15 protein-coding genes and 1 pseudogene are annotated in these 18407 nt (G+C 71.7%); 7 read left to right on the forward strand and 9 right to left on the reverse strand.

What is annotated here, in order from left to right; all coding sequences use genetic code 11:
* Nucleotides 1-50 precede the first annotated feature (50 nt).
* Nucleotides 51-1022, reverse strand: a complete 972-nt coding sequence (locus ABZ441_RS09785) for a 5-dehydro-4-deoxyglucarate dehydratase (RefSeq protein WP_358970276.1) — start codon at nt 1020-1022, stop codon at nt 51-53.
* A 97-nt stretch (nt 1023-1119) separates the two neighbouring features.
* On the opposite strand from ABZ441_RS09785, the gene ABZ441_RS09790 reads away from it, so the two are divergent.
* Nucleotides 1120-1908 carry an IclR family transcriptional regulator gene (locus ABZ441_RS09790; protein ID WP_358970279.1) on the forward strand — a complete coding sequence of 263 codons (789 nt, stop codon included), beginning with the start codon at nt 1120-1122 and terminating at the stop codon, nt 1906-1908.
* Nucleotides 1909-2171: 263 nt separating this feature from the next.
* Here ABZ441_RS09790 and ABZ441_RS09795 read toward each other — a convergent pair whose 3' ends face one another.
* The 3 genes from ABZ441_RS09795 to ABZ441_RS09805 all read right to left on the reverse strand — a co-directional run bounded on the left by ABZ441_RS09795 (nt 2172) and on the right by ABZ441_RS09805 (nt 5454).
* Entirely contained in the window at nt 2172-3740 is a 1569-nt protein-coding gene (locus ABZ441_RS09795; protein ID WP_358970282.1) for a pectate lyase, read from the reverse strand.
* Nucleotides 3741-4004: 264 nt separating this feature from the next.
* Nucleotides 4005-4346 carry an acyl-CoA dehydrogenase family protein gene (locus ABZ441_RS09800; RefSeq protein WP_358970285.1) on the reverse strand — a complete coding sequence of 114 codons (342 nt, stop codon included), beginning with the start codon at nt 4344-4346 and terminating at the stop codon, nt 4005-4007.
* A complete protein-coding gene (locus ABZ441_RS09805) occupies nt 4246-5454 on the reverse strand; it encodes a CaiB/BaiF CoA-transferase family protein (protein WP_358970288.1) in 1209 nt (402 codons plus the stop codon). The genes ABZ441_RS09800 and ABZ441_RS09805 overlap by 101 nt, the downstream gene beginning before the upstream one ends.
* Nucleotides 5455-5921: 467 nt before the next feature.
* On the opposite strand from ABZ441_RS09805, the gene ABZ441_RS09810 reads away from it, so the two are divergent.
* From ABZ441_RS09810 to ABZ441_RS09825, 4 genes and pseudogenes are all read left to right on the forward strand, one after another.
* Nucleotides 5922-6992: a glycoside hydrolase family 43 protein gene (locus ABZ441_RS09810; protein ID WP_358970291.1), complete on the forward strand. Its 1071-nt coding sequence runs from the start codon at nt 5922-5924 to the stop codon at nt 6990-6992.
* 266 nt (nt 6993-7258) lie between these two features.
* Nucleotides 7259-8670 (forward strand): annotated as a pseudogene (locus tag ABZ441_RS09815) (hypothetical protein).
* Between the two features lie 136 nt (nt 8671-8806).
* Nucleotides 8807-10105: a MoxR family ATPase gene (locus tag ABZ441_RS09820; RefSeq protein WP_358970294.1), complete on the forward strand. Its 1299-nt coding sequence runs from the start codon at nt 8807-8809 to the stop codon at nt 10103-10105.
* Nucleotides 10102-11388, forward strand: coding sequence for a VWA-like domain-containing protein (locus tag ABZ441_RS09825; RefSeq protein WP_358970296.1), 1287 nt, complete (start codon nt 10102-10104; stop codon nt 11386-11388). The genes ABZ441_RS09820 and ABZ441_RS09825 overlap by 4 nt, the downstream gene beginning before the upstream one ends.
* Before the next feature lie 37 nt (nt 11389-11425).
* Here ABZ441_RS09825 and ABZ441_RS09830 read toward each other — a convergent pair whose 3' ends face one another.
* Together ABZ441_RS09830 and ABZ441_RS09835 are read right to left on the reverse strand one after the other, a co-directional pair.
* A complete protein-coding gene (locus ABZ441_RS09830; RefSeq protein ID WP_358970299.1) occupies nt 11426-12100 on the reverse strand; it encodes a TOPRIM nucleotidyl transferase/hydrolase domain-containing protein in 675 nt (224 codons plus the stop codon).
* Nucleotides 12101-12287: 187 nt separating this feature from the next.
* Nucleotides 12288-12857, reverse strand: coding sequence for a DUF3291 domain-containing protein (locus ABZ441_RS09835; RefSeq protein WP_358970301.1), 570 nt, complete (start codon nt 12855-12857; stop codon nt 12288-12290).
* Between the two features lie 410 nt (nt 12858-13267).
* Here ABZ441_RS09835 and ABZ441_RS09840 point away from each other — a divergent pair, with 410 nt between their 5' ends.
* Nucleotides 13268-14185 (forward strand): universal stress protein, encoded by a 918-nt coding sequence (locus ABZ441_RS09840; RefSeq protein ID WP_358970304.1) that lies wholly within the window; start codon nt 13268-13270, stop codon nt 14183-14185.
* Between the two features lie 73 nt (nt 14186-14258).
* Here ABZ441_RS09840 and ABZ441_RS09845 read toward each other — a convergent pair whose 3' ends face one another.
* From ABZ441_RS09845 to ABZ441_RS09855, 3 genes are all read right to left on the reverse strand, one after another.
* Nucleotides 14259-15434, reverse strand: coding sequence for a spore photoproduct lyase family protein (locus ABZ441_RS09845; protein ID WP_358970307.1), 1176 nt, complete (start codon nt 15432-15434; stop codon nt 14259-14261).
* 141 nt (nt 15435-15575) lie between these two features.
* Entirely contained in the window at nt 15576-17087 is a 1512-nt protein-coding gene (locus ABZ441_RS09850; protein WP_358970310.1) for a cryptochrome/photolyase family protein, read from the reverse strand.
* A 170-nt stretch (nt 17088-17257) separates the two neighbouring features.
* Nucleotides 17258-17488: a DUF2945 domain-containing protein gene (locus ABZ441_RS09855; protein WP_358970313.1), complete on the reverse strand. Its 231-nt coding sequence runs from the start codon at nt 17486-17488 to the stop codon at nt 17258-17260.
* Between the two features lie 202 nt (nt 17489-17690).
* Here ABZ441_RS09855 and ABZ441_RS09860 point away from each other — a divergent pair, with 202 nt between their 5' ends.
* Complete coding sequence (locus ABZ441_RS09860) at nt 17691-18335, forward strand: dihydrofolate reductase family protein (RefSeq protein ID WP_358970316.1); 645 nt, start codon at nt 17691-17693, stop codon at nt 18333-18335.
* The last annotated feature ends 72 nt before the right edge of the window (nt 18336-18407 follow it).

The following is an 18407-nucleotide window of genomic DNA, read 5'->3' on the forward strand; positions in this document are numbered from 1 at the left end:
CGCGACGGCTCCGCGGCGGGAGCGGCGTACCGGGGTGGTGGGGGCACGGCTCAGGCGGTACCGCGGCGGGTGGCGCCGGCCAGGTCCAGCCCGGCGTCGAGGATTTTCTCCAGGTCGGCGAGGTCGGCCGGGCCGGGATCGACGAGCGGGGCGCGCACGGGGCCGACCGGCAGCCCTCGCAGCCGGGCTGCGGCCTTGACCAGGGACACGGCGTAGCCCGGGACCCGGTCGCGCAACTCGACCAGTGGGATGTAGAAGTCGCGCAGCAATGTCCGCGTCACCGCCTCGTCGCCGTCACGCAGAGCGGCGAAGAAGGCGTTCGCGATCTCGGGCGCGAACGCGTGGACCGCCGAGGAGTAGGCGGGGACGCCCACGGTGGCGTACGCGCGCGCCTGGATCTCGGCCGTGGCGGCGCCGTTGAAGCAGAGGAAACCGTCGGGGGCCGCGAGGGTGAGGCGCTGGAGCCGGTCGAGATCGCTGTGCCCGTCCTTGAGACCGATGACCGTGGGGATCTCGGCGACCCGGCGCACGCTGCCGGCGGTGAAGGTGACCTGGCCGCGCTGGTAGGCGATCAGCGGCAGCCGGGTGCCGCCCGCGATCCGGCGCAACTGCTCGACCAGACCGTCCTGCGGGGCCGCGACGAGGTAGTGGGGCATGACCAGGAGGGCGTCGGCTCCGGCCTCCTCCGCGATGCGGGCGAAGCGCAGCGCCTGCGCCCACCCGTAACCGGTACCCGCCACGACGGGCAGCCGGCCGTCGGCGACCTCGACGGCGGCCCGCACGACCTCGCGGTACTCGTCCTCGTCCAGTGCGCTGAACTCGCCGGTCCCGCACGCCGGGAACAGCGCGCCGGGTGCGGCGGCCACCTGGGCGGTCAGATACGCCCGGTACGACTCCGGATCGAGACCACCGTCCTCCCGGAAGCTGGTGAGGGGGAACGCCAGCACCCCGCCCGCCATGCCGTCCCGCAGCCGCTGGACGACGCCTTCGGTGTCCGCACTGATCCGCTCCACAAGCTTCATCTCCATATGCAGATGGCGTACATGTATGGGAACGGAGGTTAGGCGGGTGAACGCAACGCGGTCAATGGGTGTGACGGAGCGGATTTACGATGGAGGCATGCCGGAGAACAGCGGGGTACGCGGGGTGAAGTCGGCGTCCCGCACCGTCGCGCTGCTCGAACTCCTCGCCGCCAGGGGCGACCGCCCGACGCGCCTGGACGAGCTCGCCGAGGAGCTGGATGTACCGCGCAGCAGCATGTACCAGCTGCTGCGCACGCTCGTCGACTGCGGCTGGGTGCGGACCGACACGACCGGGTCCCTCTACGGCATCGGCATCCGCGCCCTGCACACGGGGACGAGCTACCTGGACAGCGATCCTCGTGTGCGCGCCGCCCGCCCCTTTCTCGACGAGGCGTCGGAGGCGCTCGGCGAGACCATCCATCTGGCCCGGCTCGACGGCTCCAACGTCGTCTATCTCGCGACGCGCGAGTCCCATGAGTACCTGCGCACCATCAGCCGGGTCGGCCGCCGCATCCCGGCCCACGCCGGAGCGCTCGGCAAGGCACTGCTCGCCGAGCGCCCGGACGGTCGACTGCCGATCCCCGCGGGCCCCCTGACGCCCCGTACGGCAAACACGCACACCGAGCACACGACACTGCTCGCCGACCTCGCCGGGGTGCGCGAGCGCGGCTACTCCATCGACCGCGAGGAGACGGTGACGGGCATCGCGGGCTTCGGCTTCGCCCTGCGGTACGACTCACCGGCCGTCGACGCCATCAGCTGCTCGGTGCCGGTGGCGCGGCTCAGTGAGGGGCACGAGGCCCGGGTCGTGGCGGTCATGCGAGAGATCCGGACGAAGATCGAGGGTGTCCTGCCCCCTGCGTCCGGCGCCCCCGACTGGCGCTGATCCGCCCCGGCGCACGACCGCCCCGAGGCCCGCGACCGACATCGCCGGAGACATCCGGGCAGGGGAGGCACGTAAAAGGGCGGCGAACCGGGCGCGACCGGGTGGCCGGACCGCACGCGAACGGGGGCCGTCGCACTCGACGGCCCCCGTGACGGGCGATCAGCGGCAGAGCCGGGTTCCGGCGTGACCGGCCCGCGCTTCCGGCACTCCGGACGTCCCGGAGCGCCGGTGCCCGGCCCCGGACGGACGCCGGGACCGTGCCGTCATCCGGCGTACGTCTCGAACTCGGCGATCTTCGGCGTCCCGGAGGAGCCGGTGATCTCGAAGGTGATCTTCTTCAGCGAGGTCCTGGGGACGGTGATGACGCCCACCCCGCTGCCCGAGGTCAGGACGGCGCCGGTGTCGCCGTTGAGGACCCTCCACGAGCCGATGCTGCCGGTGGAGCCCGATGCCTCACGGATGTTGATCTTCGCGACGGAGGTGGCGGTTCCCCACTTGACCGAGATGGAACCGGTCGATCCGGCCGGCGACCAGGAGGTGCTCATGTCACCGTCCCGCACGTTGCCGTAGCTCGAACCGGTGGCCTTGCTGGAGCCGTCGGAGCCGGCGCCGATGCTGAGGTTGGTCCCGCCGGGCTGGGTGGGGTCCGTCGGGTCCGGTGTCGGGTCCGTCGGGTCCGGCGTGGGGTCCGTCGGGTCCGGCGTGGGGGTCGGCGTCTGCGGCGAGCAGCTGCCGTCCGACACCTTGAGGCCCTTGTTGGCACCGGCCGTCGCGCCCACGATCGCCGGGACGCAGCTCGCGTTGTCCAGGGTGTAGGAGTAGGGGATGCTGACGGTGGTGTTGGACTTCGGGTCGGGCCCGGCGGGGTTGTTCTCGCTGCCCCGGGCCGACCAGGTGACGTTGTCGAAGGTGTTGCCGCTGACCTGCCAGTACCCGGCCGCGTCGGTGTAGAACGTACCCAGGACGTCCTTGGAGTCCTTGAAGTAGTTGTTGTCCACCTTGGCACGCGCGCCGGCCCGGGAGTTGATCCCGGACTCGTTCAGCTTCACGTAGTAGTTGTTGTAGATGTGGGCGATGCCGCCCCGCAGCAGGGGTGCGCGCGAGTCGATGTTCTCGTACAGGTTGTGGTGGTAGGTGATGTAGCCGTTCGAGAGTTCGGTCTCGCTGGACCCCACCAGACCACCGCGTCCGGAGTTGCGCAGGGTGCTGTAGGAGAGCGTGACGTACTGGGTGTTGTCCTTCATGTCGAAGAGGCCGTCGAACCCCTCCGACTCACCACCCGACGCCTCGAGAGTGGTGTGGTCGACCCAGACGTTGCGGACGTCGCTCTCCATACCGATGGCGTCACCGCCGTTGGACGTGGGAGAGCCCGACTTCTTGACGTTCTTCACGGTGACGTTCTGGATGATGATGTTGCTGGACTGGCGGATGTGGATGCCCAGCTGATCGAACACGGCACCGCTGCCGACGCCGACGAGCGTGACGTTGCTGATCTGCTTGAGCTCGATCACACCGGCGGCGGTGTTGCAGCTGTCGCCCGACACCTTGGTGGTGTTGCCGTGGTTGATCGTGCCCTCGACCTCGATGGTGATCGGGGTGCTGCTGCTGGCCCTGTTGCACAGGGCCGTGTGGATCGCGGTACCCGTGGTGGCCCGCACCGTCGTCCCGCCGGCGCCGCCGGTGGTCCCGCCGTTCTGGGTCGCGTACCCGGTGGCACTCCCGGTCGCGGCCGCCGACGCCGCCTCGGGCATCGACAGCACCACACCGGTCGCGGCCGCCACGGCCAGCGTGGCCAGAGCGGCGTTGAGTCGCAGCGCGACTGGTCGTCTCATGTTGGTGTCCCCATTCGTCTTCACGTGCTGGTGTTGCTGCTCCATGCCGCGGTCGCAACGGCGAACCGGCGGAGCTGACGGAACATCACCGTGCAGCTGACGTCGGTGGGTTGTGCGTGTCGAAGCCCTGCGCCCGGCCGGTGGCGGCTCATGCGCGTCCGTCGCGACGGCCGTCGCGACGGACGCTTCCACCGGCCTGGACGCAGGAGGGGAAAGCGCTTTCTGTCCGCGACAATAGAGCGCCTGCCGTGGAGCTGACAAGGTTCATGACACTTGTGAAATCCAACGCCGCCGTGCGGCGGGTATCGACAACGGCGTTACACACAGGCGTAGTTCAGCCATGACGCTCATCCAGCCGCGGGCCGGTTCCTCGGCGACGAGGACGTAGCAGGACGTCGAAACCGGTGTGCCGCCGTACTCCTCGGGGACGGCGAGGCCGAAGATGCCGAGTTCCCTCATCTGCTCGATGAGGGCTTGCCGCGGGCACTGCCCGCGTGCCGGGTGGTCAGACGGCGCCGTTGGCCCGCAGGGCGGCGATCCGGTCAGGCGTGTATCCGAGCTGGGCCAGGATCGGTTCGGTGTGCTCGCCGACGGCGGGGACCGCACCCATGCACGGCGTGATACCGGCCAGGTCGACGGGCGGCAGCAGGGCCGTCATCGCCTTCCCGCCGGGTACGGTCACCTCCCGCCACCGGTCCCGGCCGCTGAGCACGGGATGCTCCAGGAACTGCTTCACGTCGTTGACCGGGGCGTTGGCGATGCCGATGGCGTCCAGCAACTCCATCACCTCGCCGCTGTCGGACGCGGCGATCCGGGCGGCCAGGAGCGCGTCGACCTCCTCGCGGTGGCTCACCCGGGCGGACCCGGTGGCGAAGCGGGGGTCGTCGGTGAGGCCGGGAGCCACGAGGAAGCGTTCGCACAGGGCCGCCCATTCGCGTTCGTTCTGCACGGAGAGCAGTACGTCCTTCCCGTCGGCCGCCGTGTAGGTGCCGTACGGGGCGATGGTGGCGTGCCGGGTGCCGACCCTGGGTGGCTGCGCGCCGCTGTACGCCGTGTAGTAGGCGGGCTGACTCATCCATTCGGCCAGGGCCTCGAACAGCGAGACCTCCACGGCGCGCACGGAACCGCGGGTCGCCCGGGTGAACAGCGCGGTGAGGATGCCGCTGAAGGCGTACATACCGGCGGCGATGTCGGCGACCGAAACCCCGACCCGGGCGGCCTCCCGTGCGCTGCCGGTCAGGGAGACCAGGCCGGTCTGGCACTGCACCAGCAGGTCGTAGGCCTTGCGGTCCGCCCAGGGGCCGCTCGATCCGTAGCCGGTGACCGAGCACGGGATGAGCGTCGGGAAGCGCTCGGCCAGGTCGTCGGTGCCCAGGCCCATGCGTGCGGCGGCACCGGGCGCCAGGTTCTGAACGAACACGTCGGCCTGCGCGAGGAGTTCCTCGAGGATCTCCCGGCCCTGTTCCGATTTGAGGTCCAGGGTCACCGACTCCTTGGAGCGGTTCAGCCACACGAAGTAGCTGGACTGACCGTGCACCGTGGTGTCGTACGCCCGGGCGAAGTCGCCGCCGCCCGGACGCTCCACCTTGATCACCCGTGCGCCGAGATCGGCGAGCTGCCGGGTGGCGAAGGGAGCCGCCACCGCCTGTTCGATGCTCACGACCGTGATGCCGGACAGCGGCAGTTCGTCGGCGGGCGCTGCGTTCTCGGCCATGCGTCGTCCTCCGGAGGTGTCGGTGAACCGAGCGGGAGTGCCCTCATGTGCATTCGATGTGAGGGCTGAAGAGATAACAGTTCGTGATGGTGCCATGAGGTCCACGGACCGGGCGGCACCGAGCTCCTCCTCGTCGGTCGGGCTCCGGGTCCCCGCCCTCCTGGTCCTTGCCCGGCCGGCCCAGGGCCTCTCGGTGGGCGGCGAGTTCGGTCGGCCCCGGGATGCCTGCTTCCCGCGGTGACGTGGTCGTCGACCACACCTCCTTATTGACATGCGCAGACCCAGTCGTGATGCTGTGGGAGCGCTCTTTTCATCGATGTACATGTCGGTGCGGAGGCGGGGGACATGACTGCTCGTCATCCCCGCGTGCCTCTCCGGCGTGGTCCTGACCAGCCCCTGCCCGCGTGCCGGCAACCGCTCCCCCGGTTGCTGCGGCGCGGCGCGGAGGCCGACCATGGAGCGGGATGATGAAGCTTCCTCGTCACCTTTCCGGTATCGCCGCGTTCGCTCTCTCCGCCCTGCTCGCAGCCGCGATGTGCCTCGCCTCCGCCGAACCGGCGCGGGCGGACCGGACCGGCCTGCGGGCCGCGGACCCCAGCGTTCTCCGTGTCGGCGGCACGTACATCTCGGTGCAGTCGACCGGTGGCGGCATCGCCGTCCGGCAGGCTTCGTCGACGGCGGCTCTGGCCTCTGCGCCGGCCCGCCAGGTCTGGTCGGACACCCGTGACCTCGGCGAGGTCTGGGCTCCGGAGATCGTGCGGGACGGCGGCCGCTACTACATCTACTTCTCGGCAGGACGAGGCGCGGCCCACCGTATGTACGTCATCGGCTCGGCCGCACCCGACAGCGGATACACCGGCGAGACGAAACTGGCTCTGCCCGACGACAAGTGGGCGATCGACGGCACGCTGTTCACCTTCAACGGGCAGCGCTGGTTCGTCTGGTCGGGCTGGGCGGGCGACACCAACGTCGAACAGAACCTCTACATCAGCCGGATGAGCAGTCCGACCGCGCCGACCGGCGCTCGGTACGTCATCTCGCAGCCCCGTGAGAGCTGGGAGCGGGTGGTCGGCAACCCGTTCATCAACGAGGCGCCCGAGGCGATCAAGGACCCGAACGGGCAACTGCACATCGTGTACTCCGCCAACGGCAGTTGGAGCAACCAGTACTGCCTGGCCGACCTGCGGCTCCGGGCCGGCGGCGACCCCACGTACGTATGGGACTGGTACAAGTCGAACGGCTGCCTCTTCGGCTCCTCCCGCGCGACGATGATGTCCGGCTGGGACCCCACCCTGAACGTCGACGGCCCCGGCCACCACAGCTTCGTCCTGCTCGACGGCGACATCAACACGAGCCCGCCGGCCGGCCCGCGGTTCCCCCTCATGTTCCACGCGGTCGCGAAGGGGACTCCGTACTCGTGGGCGAACCGGTACTGGTACACGGGTACGTTCGCCTGGTGGGGCGACATCACCTACAGCAGGGCCAACGTCCCCGGGTCGAACACCAGCACCGGCTGGAGCCTCAAGTTCTTCGAGTGACGGAGCCTGCGGCCGCCGGGCCGGAACGCGCGACGAGCGGGCCTGCGGAAGAGGACCCGTGGCGGGCGGGGGCACGCCGCCGCCTGCCCGCCCCGGCGTCCCGCGCGGTCCCGCACCCGTTCCGGGCCGTCCCGCGCCCGTTCCGGGCCGTCCCGCACCGTCCCGAAAAAGAGATCGCCCTCCGCGCCCGTCCGGGCTAGGCTCCCGCCGATGACTACTCGACATGCCCGTGGATTGGGGGTCCTGACCGCGCAAGGTGAGTGCTGATGCTCACCGGAACCGCGTTCGAGGATTCCCGCTTTTCCTTCTGGCCGCGCGTGCGCGAAATCGCCGTGCCGCCCTCCATGATCAAGACCGCGACGGCCCGGCGCACCGCCGGCGACTGGGCGGGGGCGTGCGCCGCCGCCGGATTCGACGTCGATCTCGACCTGCGTACCGTCACACGTGTCCACGGCAGCGGCATGGCCGCCCGGCTCCGGGCGGACCTGCGCCGGCTGGCGCCCGACCTGTTGCGGTGGCACATGCCCAGGACCGCGCCCGACGGACTGCTGCGCACGGGTACGACCGTCACGCTCGCGCGGTACGACGAGCCGGGGCGTTCTCGGCCCGTGTGTCTCGTGGTGCGTACCGCGCCTGCGTGGGCGGAGGCCGGGCAGCGGATCAGCCTCACGGTGTGGGACGGCCTCACCCCGCAGGGCCCCGGGTACGGGCCTCGCGGCTACCGGCCCCCCGACCGGCGGTTCCGTCTGGACCTGCACCGGCATGTCTGGGATGCGGACCGCAGCGACGAACTGCGCCCGCGTGCGGGGGCGGACCGGGCCGGCCCCTCCGAGGGACCGGTACCTCGCTGGGCCTCGCCGGTGCCCGGACCGGAGCGGTTCGCGCTCGGCCGGTGGGCGGACGAGGCGGCGCTGCTCCTGGCGGCCGAGGGGCGCCCCGCCGGCGGCGAGGTCACGGTGCGTCTCGGCGGCGGGCACCGGCTGCTGCTGGACGTGCGGGTCTCCCCCGGCCCGCCGGGGCAGGGCGCCGGAACGTCCGAGGTGCTGTCCGCCCGGTTCGTACGGGCGGGTGCCTGCGCCGGGCTGCCGGTCCTCCCCGACGCCGCGACGTGGGTGTTGCCCGATCTGGAGCTGTTGCGCTCCGGTCTCGTCACGCCGCAACGGCTGCACCCCCTGGTCGCGGCTGCTCTGGCTCCGGGAGCACCGCAGTCCGGCTGCCCCGACGCGGACGGCCACGGGGCACCGCGCTTGGTGGACTGCCGGGGCTCCCGGCACCGGATCGGCCTGGTCGGCGGTGTGCTGGTCCCCCTGGACCACGACCCCGCCGAGATCCGGCGGGAGGAGCTGCTCGCCGCGCTGACCGGCACCCCCTCCCCTGCCTGCAGGCCATCGACGTGGCGCACCGGCGGCCGGACTGCCTCGACGACGTCCGTGACCGGCTGGCGCACGGGGACTCGGCCGGTGCGCTGGCCGGGATCGAGAACATGCTCGGGGCCGCGGCGCTGCTCAGGGACGGGGACCTGCGCGACCTGCTCACCGACGCGGCCCGGCAGCGGGTACGGCATGGCCTGTTCAGGGCAGGTCTCGCCGATCCCGGACCCAGGGAGCCCGTGACCCCGCGGGAGCGTTTCCGCGATGGCGTCCACCGCTCCCGCCCCCGGAACGCCGCCCACCACTGACCGCACCGGGTGCTGATCCGGACCTCGACATCCGGCGCCCCTGCCGCCCCTCCTTCCTGCCTTACCGCCCTTGTCCCCTCCCTACGCCGGCCGCCCGGCTCGCGGCCCCCTTCGACGAACCCACAGGTGATGCCTCATGTCCACGTACGCCCCGCTCGACGCCGCCCCCGCCACCGGTCTCCCGGACGCCTCGGCCCCGTCCGGTGCCCCGGTTCCCTCCGCGCGGGCCTCCCGGCTCGATGTGTCCGGCGCCTTGCTGGCCCTGCTCCGCGACACGACCACCACCCCGCGCCCCGACCCGCAGCTGGAAGCGCTGACCCTGGCCGTGTCGGCCGACCTGCCGGTGCTGCTGTGGGGTGAGCCCGGCATCGGCAAGACGGCCGCGCTCACCCAGCTCGCAGCCACCCTGGACCTGCCGCTGACCACGGTGATCGCCAGCGTTCACGAACCGTCGGACTTCTCCGGTCTTCCCGTCATCGGGGACGACCCTGCGGACAACGGCATCCCGATGGCGCCGCCGGACTGGGCGGTGAGGCTGGTGCGGGCGGGCCGCGGACTGCTGTTCCTCGACGAACTGTCCACCGCCCCGCCCGCCGTGCAGGCGGCGCTCCTGCGCCTCGTGCTGGAGCGGCGGGTCGGCGCGCTGCGCCTGCCGCCGGGTGTCCGGATCGTGGCCGCCGCCAATCCCCGGTCCTCCGCCGCCGACGGCTGGGAGCTGAGCCCGCCACTCGCCAACCGGTTCGTCCATCTGCAGTGGGCGCACGACGCCGATGTGGTGGTGAAGGGCCTGGGCGGTGTCTGGCCCCGGGCCGTGCTGCCGACGCTCGACGCCGAACGGCTCCCGGAAGCCGTGGCGTTCGCACGCCGCGCGGTGTGCGGTCTGCTGGGCGCGCGGCCCGCCCTGGTGCACCGGCTGCCCTCGGGCGAGGCGAAGCGGGGCGGGGCGTGGCCGTCACCGCGCAGCTGGGACATGGCACTGTGCCTGACCGCGTTCGCGACCGCCGCCGGTGCGTCGCGCGACGTCCTGTCCATGCTGGTGAGGGGGACGGTGGGCGACGGCCCCGGGCTGGAGTTCCTGGCCTACCTGGACAGGATGGACCTGCCCGACCCGGAGGACCTGCTGGCGGACCCCGGGGGTGCGCAGCTGCCCGAGCGGGGCGATCTGCGCCAGGCCGCGCTGGACGCGGTGGTCGCCGCGGTCCGTGCGCGCCCCGAGAGGTCCAGGTGGGACGCGGCCTGGGCCCTCCTGGTGAGGGCGGCGGAGACCGGGGCTCCGGACCTGCTGGTCGTACCGGCGACGACGCTGGCCGCCCTGCGCCGTGACGACTGGGAGGTGCCCGGGGCGATCGAGGGGCTCACCGGGGTGGTGTCCGTGTCCCGGCGGGCCGACCGGGCGCAGGTCCGGGCCCTGACCGTGACGCGGGCGGGCCGATGAGCGCATCCACCCCCGGCCCGCCCGCCGCATCCCGGCCCGCGCGCCCCCGCGCCCTCCCTGCGAGCACCCTGGACACCGGGAAGCTCTTCGCCGCCCGCCTCCAGGCAGCACGGGTGCGGCCGTACCTGGCGACCGCACTGTTCGCCCTGCATCCGGTGGAGTCCCGCAGCGTGCCGACGATGGCGGTCGATCCGTACTGGCGGTGCTACGTGTCGCCCGCCTTCGTGGACCGTACGGCTGTGGAGGAACTGGCAGGCGTCTGGGTGCATGAGGTGTCCCACCTGCTGCGGGACCACCACGGGCGCGGCGACCGCTACGCGCACCGGCACGAACTGACCGGACCGGCCGAGCGGTTGCGGATGAACATCGCGGCCGACTGCGAGATCAACGACGACATCTTCGGTGACGGCCTGGTGGCACCCGAGGGAGCCGTACGCCCGGGATCCCTGGGGCTGGAGGACGGCGAGCTGATGGAGGACTACCTCCGCCAGTTCCGGCTCGGTCCGCACACCGCGCACCTGGCATGGCTGGAGTGCGGCAGTGGCGCGGACGGCCTCCCGCGCCCGTGGGACCTCGGCCCGGACGGGGCGCACGGACTCAGCACGCAGGAACGGGACACGGTCCTGTTCCGGGTGGCACAGGGCATCGTCGGCCGTCCGGGGAACGCACCCGCCGGATGGCGGCGGTGGGCGGAGGAGGCGCTCCACCCGCCGCAGCCCTGGCGGCAGTTGCTGGGAGCCGCCGTGCGGGCGGCGGCGTCCGCGCCGGGCACGGGCGAGGACTACGTGTACGGCAGACCGGCACGTCGCTCGGCGGCTGTCCCCGGCGCGGTTCTGCCGAGTCTGCGGCGCAGGCCGACACGTGTGGTCGTGGTGATCGACACCTCGGGCTCGGTCAGCGACGCGGAGCTCGGCAGCGCGCTTCTGGAGGTGGCGGCGATCTCACGGGCCGTGGGCGGGCGCCGGGACCTGGTCGGTGTGCTGCCGTGCGACGCGGCGGCCGACCAGGTCCGCCCCCTGTGCGGCGGCACGGAGGGGGTCGAGCTGCTCGGCGGCGGGGGCACGGACATGCGTGCGGGCTTCGCGCGTGCCCTGGAGTCCCGCCCCCGCCCTGACGTGCTGGTGATGCTGACCGACGGCCAGACACCGTGGCCGTCCCGGCGCCCGCCCTGCCGGACGGTGGTGGGACTGTTCGGCAGGCTGCGCTCGTCCTACGACGAGTCCGACCCCGAGTACGTCCCGGACGGGCCACCCGCCTGGGCACGGGTGGTGACCATCGGGTGAGCGGGCCCACCCGGCCGCGACGCGTTCGACCCGGCGTTCACCGCGCCCGGCCGCCTCTGCCCGCCGGACCCCGGCCCGCCGGTCCGGCCGGCGGTCGGAGTCCGGCGAGCAGGCCGTCGAGCGGGGCGGGTACGCGGCCGGGATCGAGGGCCTCGACGAGGACGCGGCCGTAGCGGATCTTGCGCCCCTTCTTCGTGCCGAGGAAGCGCCGCAACTGCTGCTGCGCGCCGCGCCCCCGCTGGGCGGGCTGGTGCAGGAAGGTCCGCAGGGCGCGCAGATCGCCCTCCGCCCGGACGAGTTCCTCCACCCGTGCCACGCCCAGTGCGCGGATCAGCTCGTCCTCGAGATCCGCCTCGCAGACGAAGAACTCCTGCTGCGCCGCTCCGGCCAGCTCCAGCCCTCGGGCGTAGTAGCCACGCTCCGCCTCGTCGACCAGTCCCACGAGGCGAAGGCCAAGGCCGGGTGGGCCGAGGAGCCGTGCGAAGCGCCCGACGCTCATCGCGCCGCCCATCGCCAGTACACAGACCCCTTCGGCCGCCAGATCCCGGCCGCGGCTCTCGGCGAGCGCGCCGACCGCCGCGACGTCACTCAGCCCTTCGAGCAGGACGACGGTCCGCACGGGCAGCCGCGCGGCCAGCTCGCGCGCGGGACGGTCGGGGCCACCTGCCGCCCACGCGGTGACCGCCTCCTGGAACGCCCCCATGTCAGCCATGGGCAGAGTCTCCTCCGTTCCCGGCCACCCGCGACAGGCATTTTCTTCCCGGGGGCACACCGCCGACCGGCCCCCTCCGCTCAGGAAGGGCTCCGCACCGGGCACCTGCTCGGCGGATCCCACACGCGTAAGCGGCTGCAGGCGCCCCGGACTCACGGGCACTGCTGCCACAGACCGGAGTGACCGTTCAGGCTTCCTCTCGGCGAACCTGGCCGCTCGCCGGCCCGACGCCTTCGGTCCGGGTCGGAGTTCCGTCCGGGGTGAACGAGTGGGGGAAGGTGAAGGCGTGCGGCGCGGGGCCGTGGTCGTGGAGGTGTTCCATCCTGGAAACCCCGTCCTGCCAGGTCGGTGTCACTCCGTCGGAGACCCACCAGAACACGTGACTCGGGTGTCCGGTCCTCTCGAACCAGTCGTAACGCCTGTTCAGCGCCTCACGGTGCAGACCGGTGTAGATGGCGTCGAAGGCGGGGCGCAGGTCGGTCCAGAGTGAGAGGGTCGTGGCCAGGGCGGTGGTCTCCACCGTACGGCCCTTGCCGTACCAGGCCGGTACGGCGAACTCTCCCCATGCACCCCAGTCCGCCTCGAAGAGCTTGCCCGGGTCACCGTCTGCCGCTTCGGCACGAGCGAGGTACCCGGGGTGCTGACTGATCTTCCCGTAGACGGCCCCACCGATGTCGTAGAACTCGCGCGTGAGAGGTGCGGGATCGGCGAGAGGTGACTTCAGGACGCCGAATGTGTACAGAGCAAGATGGGGCATGCGTCTCTCCCTGTCGAGGGTGTGTGGACACGGTCCGGTGGCTTGCGCACGGGGGCGAGGACTCGTGGGGCGTGGCCGGCTCGTCCCGTCGCGGGTGGGTCGGTCCGAACGAACTCCCCCACGCCCGAGGGCGATTGCCGAGGACCAGGTGAAGGTAGCTGCCTCTGCGGGCGGTGTCGAAGTTGCGTTTTCCCTGCCCGGGTGGCCTCTTGGACGAGTCGTTGCGGGGGCCCGGGGCGGTGGCCGGAGACGTCCGAGGAAGTGCTTCGGAACCAGTGCGGCTGAGCAGGCGTGATCGTGGTCGCAGGGTGTTCATCTCCCGTTCCGGGCCTCTCCCGCGCTGGCCGGATCACGTCAGGCGGTGACAGCATGAAGGTACGGACAGAAGACGGCCGGCACGAGGAGTAGCCATGCGTACCCCGATGTCCGGCGCCAGGGAGCGGCCGAGGACGGTCGTGGGCGTGGATGGGTCCGAGCAGGCCACGGCCGCGGCACTCTGGAGTGCGGCCGATGCCGCACGGCTGCACCACGGCCTGTTTCTCGTACACGCCACCAACCTGGACCGCCTGGACCGATTCGCCTCGTTCGAGACGTCCGAGCACGTCAAGGACAGGGGCAACGCCCTGCTGGCGGAGGCCGAGAAGGAGATACGGCGCCGATTCCCCTCGCTCGACCTCGCGGTGAAGATGAGTCGCAGGAACCCCGTCGCCGCGCTCCACGCGGCTGCCCGTCCGGGCGACACGATCGTCGTCGGCAGCAGGGGCAGCGGCGGGTTCGGCCCTCTGCTGCTGGGATCGACCGGACTCGAAGCCTCGGTCGGCAGCCCTGCTCCCGTGATCGTGGTGCGTGGTGAGACCGGCGGGAAGGACGGCGCGCCGGTCACCGCAGCGGTCCGGGACGAGCGGGACGCCGTGTGGCTGGCCAGGACCGCACAGGAAGCACAGGCACGCGGGCAGTCACTGCGTCTGCTGAACGTACGGAGACTGCTCGGCGGTATCGGTGGCCGTCCGGCCCCGTCGGACGACGCCGGAGGTCCGGGTGAGCGGCTCACGAACGACCTGGCCGCCCGGCTCCGCGCGGACCGTCCTGGTCTCACCGTGCGTGCGGAGGTGGTCACGGCCCGGTCCGTGGCGTCCGCCCTCGTCGAGGCGAGCCGGGAGACAGCGCTTCTCGTCATGGGGAGCCACGAGCGGCGCAGCGTCTCGGTCCTGGGGCTCGGCCATGTCGTCCACGCCGCGCTGCATCACTCCCACTGCCCCGTGCAGATCGTGCCGTACGCGCGCGACGCTCACGGGGTCAGCGAGGAGGGGCTCGGGAGCGACGACTGACGGCCCGGGGCCGCGGTCGGCACGTGGTCGTCCCCGTCGGCGCGGAGGCCGTGCGATTCCGCGTCGCGCCCGGTCAGAACGCGTACCTGATGCGCAGCCACGGCGCGTGCGACGCCACCAGCTGCTGGATCCGGGTCAGGGACTGCTGTTTGATCTCGCGGGCGTAGCGCACGTTGAGGGCACCGTTCTGTGAGCGCTTGGTCTCCTGGGCGGCCGGCTGCCACAGCACTTCCTCCGCGCGGGGGTGCCAGCCCAGGTTGACCTCGTGGAGCTGCTGGTTGTGGGTCAGCATGATGATCTCGGCCGCAGCCTGCTCCTTCACCCGGGCGGGCAGGACGTCGTCGAGGTGGATGAGCAGGTCGGCCCAGTCCCGCTGCCAGCCCGGGCGCAGGACCACGGGCGAGAGGTTGAAGTGGACCTCGTAGCCGGCATCGAGGAAATCGGCCGCTGCGGCGATCCGCTCGTCGACCGGGCTGGTGCGGATGTCCAGCAGCCGGGCGTCGTCGGCCGGCATGAGGGAGAAGCGCACCCGGGTGCGCCCCTGAGGGTCGAGTGCGAGCAGATCGGGATTGACGAACTTGGTCGCGAAGGACGCCTTCGCCGTCGGCAGACCGCGGAAGGCGGCGACGAGGTCTGCCGTGTTGTCGCAGACGAGGGCGTCGACGGAGCAGTCACCGTTCTCGCCGATGTCGTAGACCCATGCCTGCGGATCGCACTGGTTGGGTGTCGTCTTGGGGCCCTGCGCCCTGACGTGGCGCCGGACGTGGGCCACGATCGCCTCGATGTTGGTGAACAGGGTGATCGGGTTCGCGTAGCCCTTGCGGCGGGGGACGTAGCAGTAGGCGCAGGCCATCGCGCACCCGTTGGAGGGGCCGGGGGCGATCCAGTCGGCAGACCTGCCGTTGGGGCGCGTCGCCAGCGTGTGCTTGACCCCGAGGACGAGCGTCTCGGTCTTGATGCGTACCCACCGGGCGATGTTGCCGTCGTTTCCGTGGAGGGAGGGGATGCGCCAGTGGCTGTCGACCTCGGTCACGCGCGCTCCGGGCAGCCGGGCCATGATCTGCCGGCCGCGCGGGGAGTCGAGGGCCGCCGGCTCCGCGTAGACCTCCCGCACGTCGAGCATCCGGCGTGCCTGCGGGCTGTCCCGGAACGGCTGGTGAGGGGCCTGCGCCGGAGCGTCGTCCGGCCACCCGAAGAGCGCTTGCTGTCCGGACTCTCCCGGGGCGGGCTCCGACGCCGGTCGCTCCACGTACTTCTCCTCACCGCGTGCTGCGGCCTCTCGATCGGATTCCGGGGGACGGAGTACGCGCTCCGCGGACGGCCGGCCGGGGTCCGTCCGGCCCGGGACCCATCATGCCGCGCCGCGCGGGCCGCTTCCGACCGGAGGGTCTCAGCCCTGACGTTCGCGCTCCTGCTCGAGCAGCTCGTCCAGGTCGCGAAGCCGGTCCAGCCCCCGCACCGCCTGGGTCATCCGCGCGTTGCGTTCGAACCTGTCGCGGTGGCGGTGCAGAAGGTTCCAGTAACCGGCGGTGAAGGGGCAGGCGTCCTCACCCACGCGCACGGAAGGCTTGAACCTGCAGGGACCGCAGAGGTCGCTCATGCGGTCGATGTAGGCGCCTCCGGACGTGTAGGGCTTGGTCGTCATGCGGCCTCCGTCCGCGTACTGGGACATGCCCACCACGTTCGGGACCATGACCCAGTCGTAACCGTCGACGAAACTGCGGTGGAACCAGTCGGTGACGGCCTCCGGCTCCCATCCACGTTGCAGGGCGAAACTGCCCAGGATCATGAGACGTGGGATGTGGTGCGTCCACCCTGTCGTCCTGACCTGCTCCAGGACGTGGGACAGGCAGTTCGCCTCCGTCCCGTCCGAGGACAGTTCCGTGAACCAGTCGGGCAGACGCTGGTGGTGGCGCAGGGCGTTGCTCGCACGGTACTGCTCACCGAAGTACCAGTAGACGTGCCAGACGAACTCGCGCCACCCGGCGATCTGCCGCACGAATCCCTCGGCGCTGTTGAGCGGGACGTCGCCGGAACGACATCGTGCCTCGGCCCGCTCGACGCATTCCGCGGGGTCCAGCAGGCCGAGGTTGAGCGACGAGGAGAGCAGGCTGTGGCTCATCGTCGCGTCGCCGGCGAGAACCGCGTCCTCGTGCGCGCCGAACGTGGCGAGGCGGTGTTCGACGAAGCGGCGGAGCGCGGAGAGTGCCTCGCGGCGGGTGGCGGGGAACCTGCGGGGCGCGTCCTCGCCGACGAACTCGACGTCGCCGTCACGCGCCCAGCGGTCCAGGTCGGACCGCACCTCGGCGTCGATGTCGCTCTCCCGCGGCCGGTAGGGCGCCGGGAGGCCAAGGTCCGCGGCGCCCTTCGGAGGGGGCTGCCGGTTGTCGTGGTCCAGGTTCCACCGGCCGCCCACGGGGCGGTCGCCCTCCATGAGCAGGTCGTGCGTCTGGCGGACCCACCGGTAGAAGTCCTCCTGCCGGAGGTGTTTCGTGCGGCGGCCGTCCGCCCAGTTCCTGAACTCGTCGTGCGTCACCAGAAAGCCGCGCGCCGGAAGGACGCGTACGGAGGGCAGCGCGCGCACGAGGGCGAGGGCCGCGTGCGACGTGGGATGGTGCACGGTCACCGGACCGTCCCCCACCGCCTCGCGCAGCCCCTGCCGGTAGGTGTCGGCCTTGACGTACCGCACGCGGTCACCCAGCTCGGCGGCTCGATGGCGCATCGCGGACAGCACCAGATGGGCCTTGGCGCGGTGGAACCGCCGTCGTCCGAAGACGCTGCGGGCCTCGATCATCAGCAGCGTCGCGTCCCGGTGGGGGCCGCCCCGCGCCGGGTCGACGAAATGCGGGCCGAGCTGGTCGCCGAACAGCCAGTGGGGGGTGCCGGACTCTTCCTCAGCCATGCCGGGCGCTCCGATGACGATCTGTTGCCTGGCCGGCGCTCTGCGCGACGCGGCGCTGTCCTCCGCCGATCAAAGCGCACGACGGCGTGAGCCGTACCCCGCACACGCCGGTGATCCCGTTTCTCCCGGATGCGCGCGCACCGCGCCGTGCACGCCGGAGGTCCTCCGCTTCACGAGCCGGCGCCCTTCTTCTTGCGCAGGGACTGCGGCTTGTGGACGGCCCTGCGGCCGCTCCTGTCGCTCTCGACCTCGTACTGCGGTTCGTCCTCGGAGGCGTCGACGGTGCGTCCGGCCGCCTCCTCGCGTCCCGTGATCTTCTTCTTCACCTTGCCCGGGACGTTCTGCCCGTGACTGTTCCAGGAGACCTCGTCACCCTTGCCGAGCTTCTTTTCCTTCGCCATGCTCCGCACGCTCCCTCCTCGGCCCCCGCGGTGGACGACGTTGCTCACTCTCCCGCTCTTCGACGCGCGTCGCACTCCGGCGAGGAGCCGGATCCCGGCGGTGTCGGCAAGAATGGGGAGCACGGTCCCCCCCGGACGCAGCGATGAGTTCTTCCGGCGGGGAGCGTCCTACTGATGTTGTCGACAACGCAGGAGGAAACCGTTGACTCAGCTACTGCGAGTCCAGAACTTCAGCATCTCGAGTGATGGCATCGCCGCCGGCGAGAACCAAAGTCTCGAACATCCGTTCGGTAGCGTGGATCCCGGGCAACTGTTCGCCTGGGCCGGCGCCACCGCGAGCTGGCCCATGCGCACCGATCCCGGGGGGAGCCGCGGCCTCGACGACTACTTCACTCGGGACTACCCGCGCAACATCGGTGCCGAGATCATGGGCCGCAACAAGTTCGGCCCCCAGCGCGGGCCCTGGAGCGATCACGAGTGGCGTGGCTGGTGGGGGGACGAGCCTCCGTTCCGGACCCCGGTGTTCGTGATGACCCATCACGGGCGTCCGTCGTTCACGCTCTCCGACACCACGTTCCACTTCGTCGAAGGCGACCCGGCCGCGGTACTCGGACAGGCACGGGAGGCGGCACGGGGCAAGGACGTACGGCTCGGCGGTGGGGTGACGACCATCCGGCACTTCCTCGACGCCGGCCTCGTCGACACCATGCACGTGGCGGTCTCGCCGGTGAAGCTCGGGTCCGGGCTGCGGCTCTGGGAGTCACCCGACGAGCTGCTCGACCGGTTCCACCTGGAGGTCGTGCCCAGCGCGAGCGGCGTGACGCATCACCTGTTCTGGCGGAAGTGACGCCCAGGACACGCGCGGGCCGAGGAGGCATGACGCCTGGCGGAGGCTCGGCAGCCTCCGGCAGACGTCATG

This window comes from Streptomyces sp. NPDC005752, assembly GCF_040630715.1.
Taxonomy (GTDB): domain Bacteria; phylum Actinomycetota; class Actinomycetes; order Streptomycetales; family Streptomycetaceae; genus Streptomyces.

What these genes read in the sequence shown, in the direction of transcription:
- ABZ441_RS09825 (WP_358970296.1), top strand. Translation starts at nt 10,102, where the DNA reads ATGAGCGCATCCACCCCCGGCCCGCCCGCCGCATCCCGGCCCGCGCGC.
- ABZ441_RS09830 (WP_358970299.1), bottom strand. Translation starts at nt 12,100, where the DNA reads ATGGCTGACATGGGGGCGTTCCAGGAGGCGGTCACCGCGTGGGCGGCA.
- ABZ441_RS09855 (WP_358970313.1), bottom strand. Translation starts at nt 17,488, where the DNA reads ATGGCGAAGGAAAAGAAGCTCGGCAAGGGTGACGAGGTCTCCTGGAAC.
- ABZ441_RS09850 (WP_358970310.1), bottom strand. Translation starts at nt 17,087, where the DNA reads ATGGCTGAGGAAGAGTCCGGCACCCCCCACTGGCTGTTCGGCGACCAG.
- ABZ441_RS09820 (WP_358970294.1), top strand. Translation starts at nt 8,807, where the DNA reads ATGTCCACGTACGCCCCGCTCGACGCCGCCCCCGCCACCGGTCTCCCG.
- ABZ441_RS09795 (WP_358970282.1), bottom strand. Translation starts at nt 3,740, where the DNA reads ATGAGACGACCAGTCGCGCTGCGACTCAACGCCGCTCTGGCCACGCTG.
- ABZ441_RS09790 (WP_358970279.1), top strand. Translation starts at nt 1,120, where the DNA reads ATGCCGGAGAACAGCGGGGTACGCGGGGTGAAGTCGGCGTCCCGCACC.
- ABZ441_RS09785 (WP_358970276.1), bottom strand. Translation starts at nt 1,022, where the DNA reads ATGAAGCTTGTGGAGCGGATCAGTGCGGACACCGAAGGCGTCGTCCAG.
- ABZ441_RS09840 (WP_358970304.1), top strand. Translation starts at nt 13,268, where the DNA reads ATGCGTACCCCGATGTCCGGCGCCAGGGAGCGGCCGAGGACGGTCGTG.
- ABZ441_RS09805 (WP_358970288.1), bottom strand. Translation starts at nt 5,454, where the DNA reads ATGGCCGAGAACGCAGCGCCCGCCGACGAACTGCCGCTGTCCGGCATC.
- ABZ441_RS09835 (WP_358970301.1), bottom strand. Translation starts at nt 12,857, where the DNA reads ATGCCCCATCTTGCTCTGTACACATTCGGCGTCCTGAAGTCACCTCTC.
- ABZ441_RS09810 (WP_358970291.1), top strand. Translation starts at nt 5,922, where the DNA reads ATGAAGCTTCCTCGTCACCTTTCCGGTATCGCCGCGTTCGCTCTCTCC.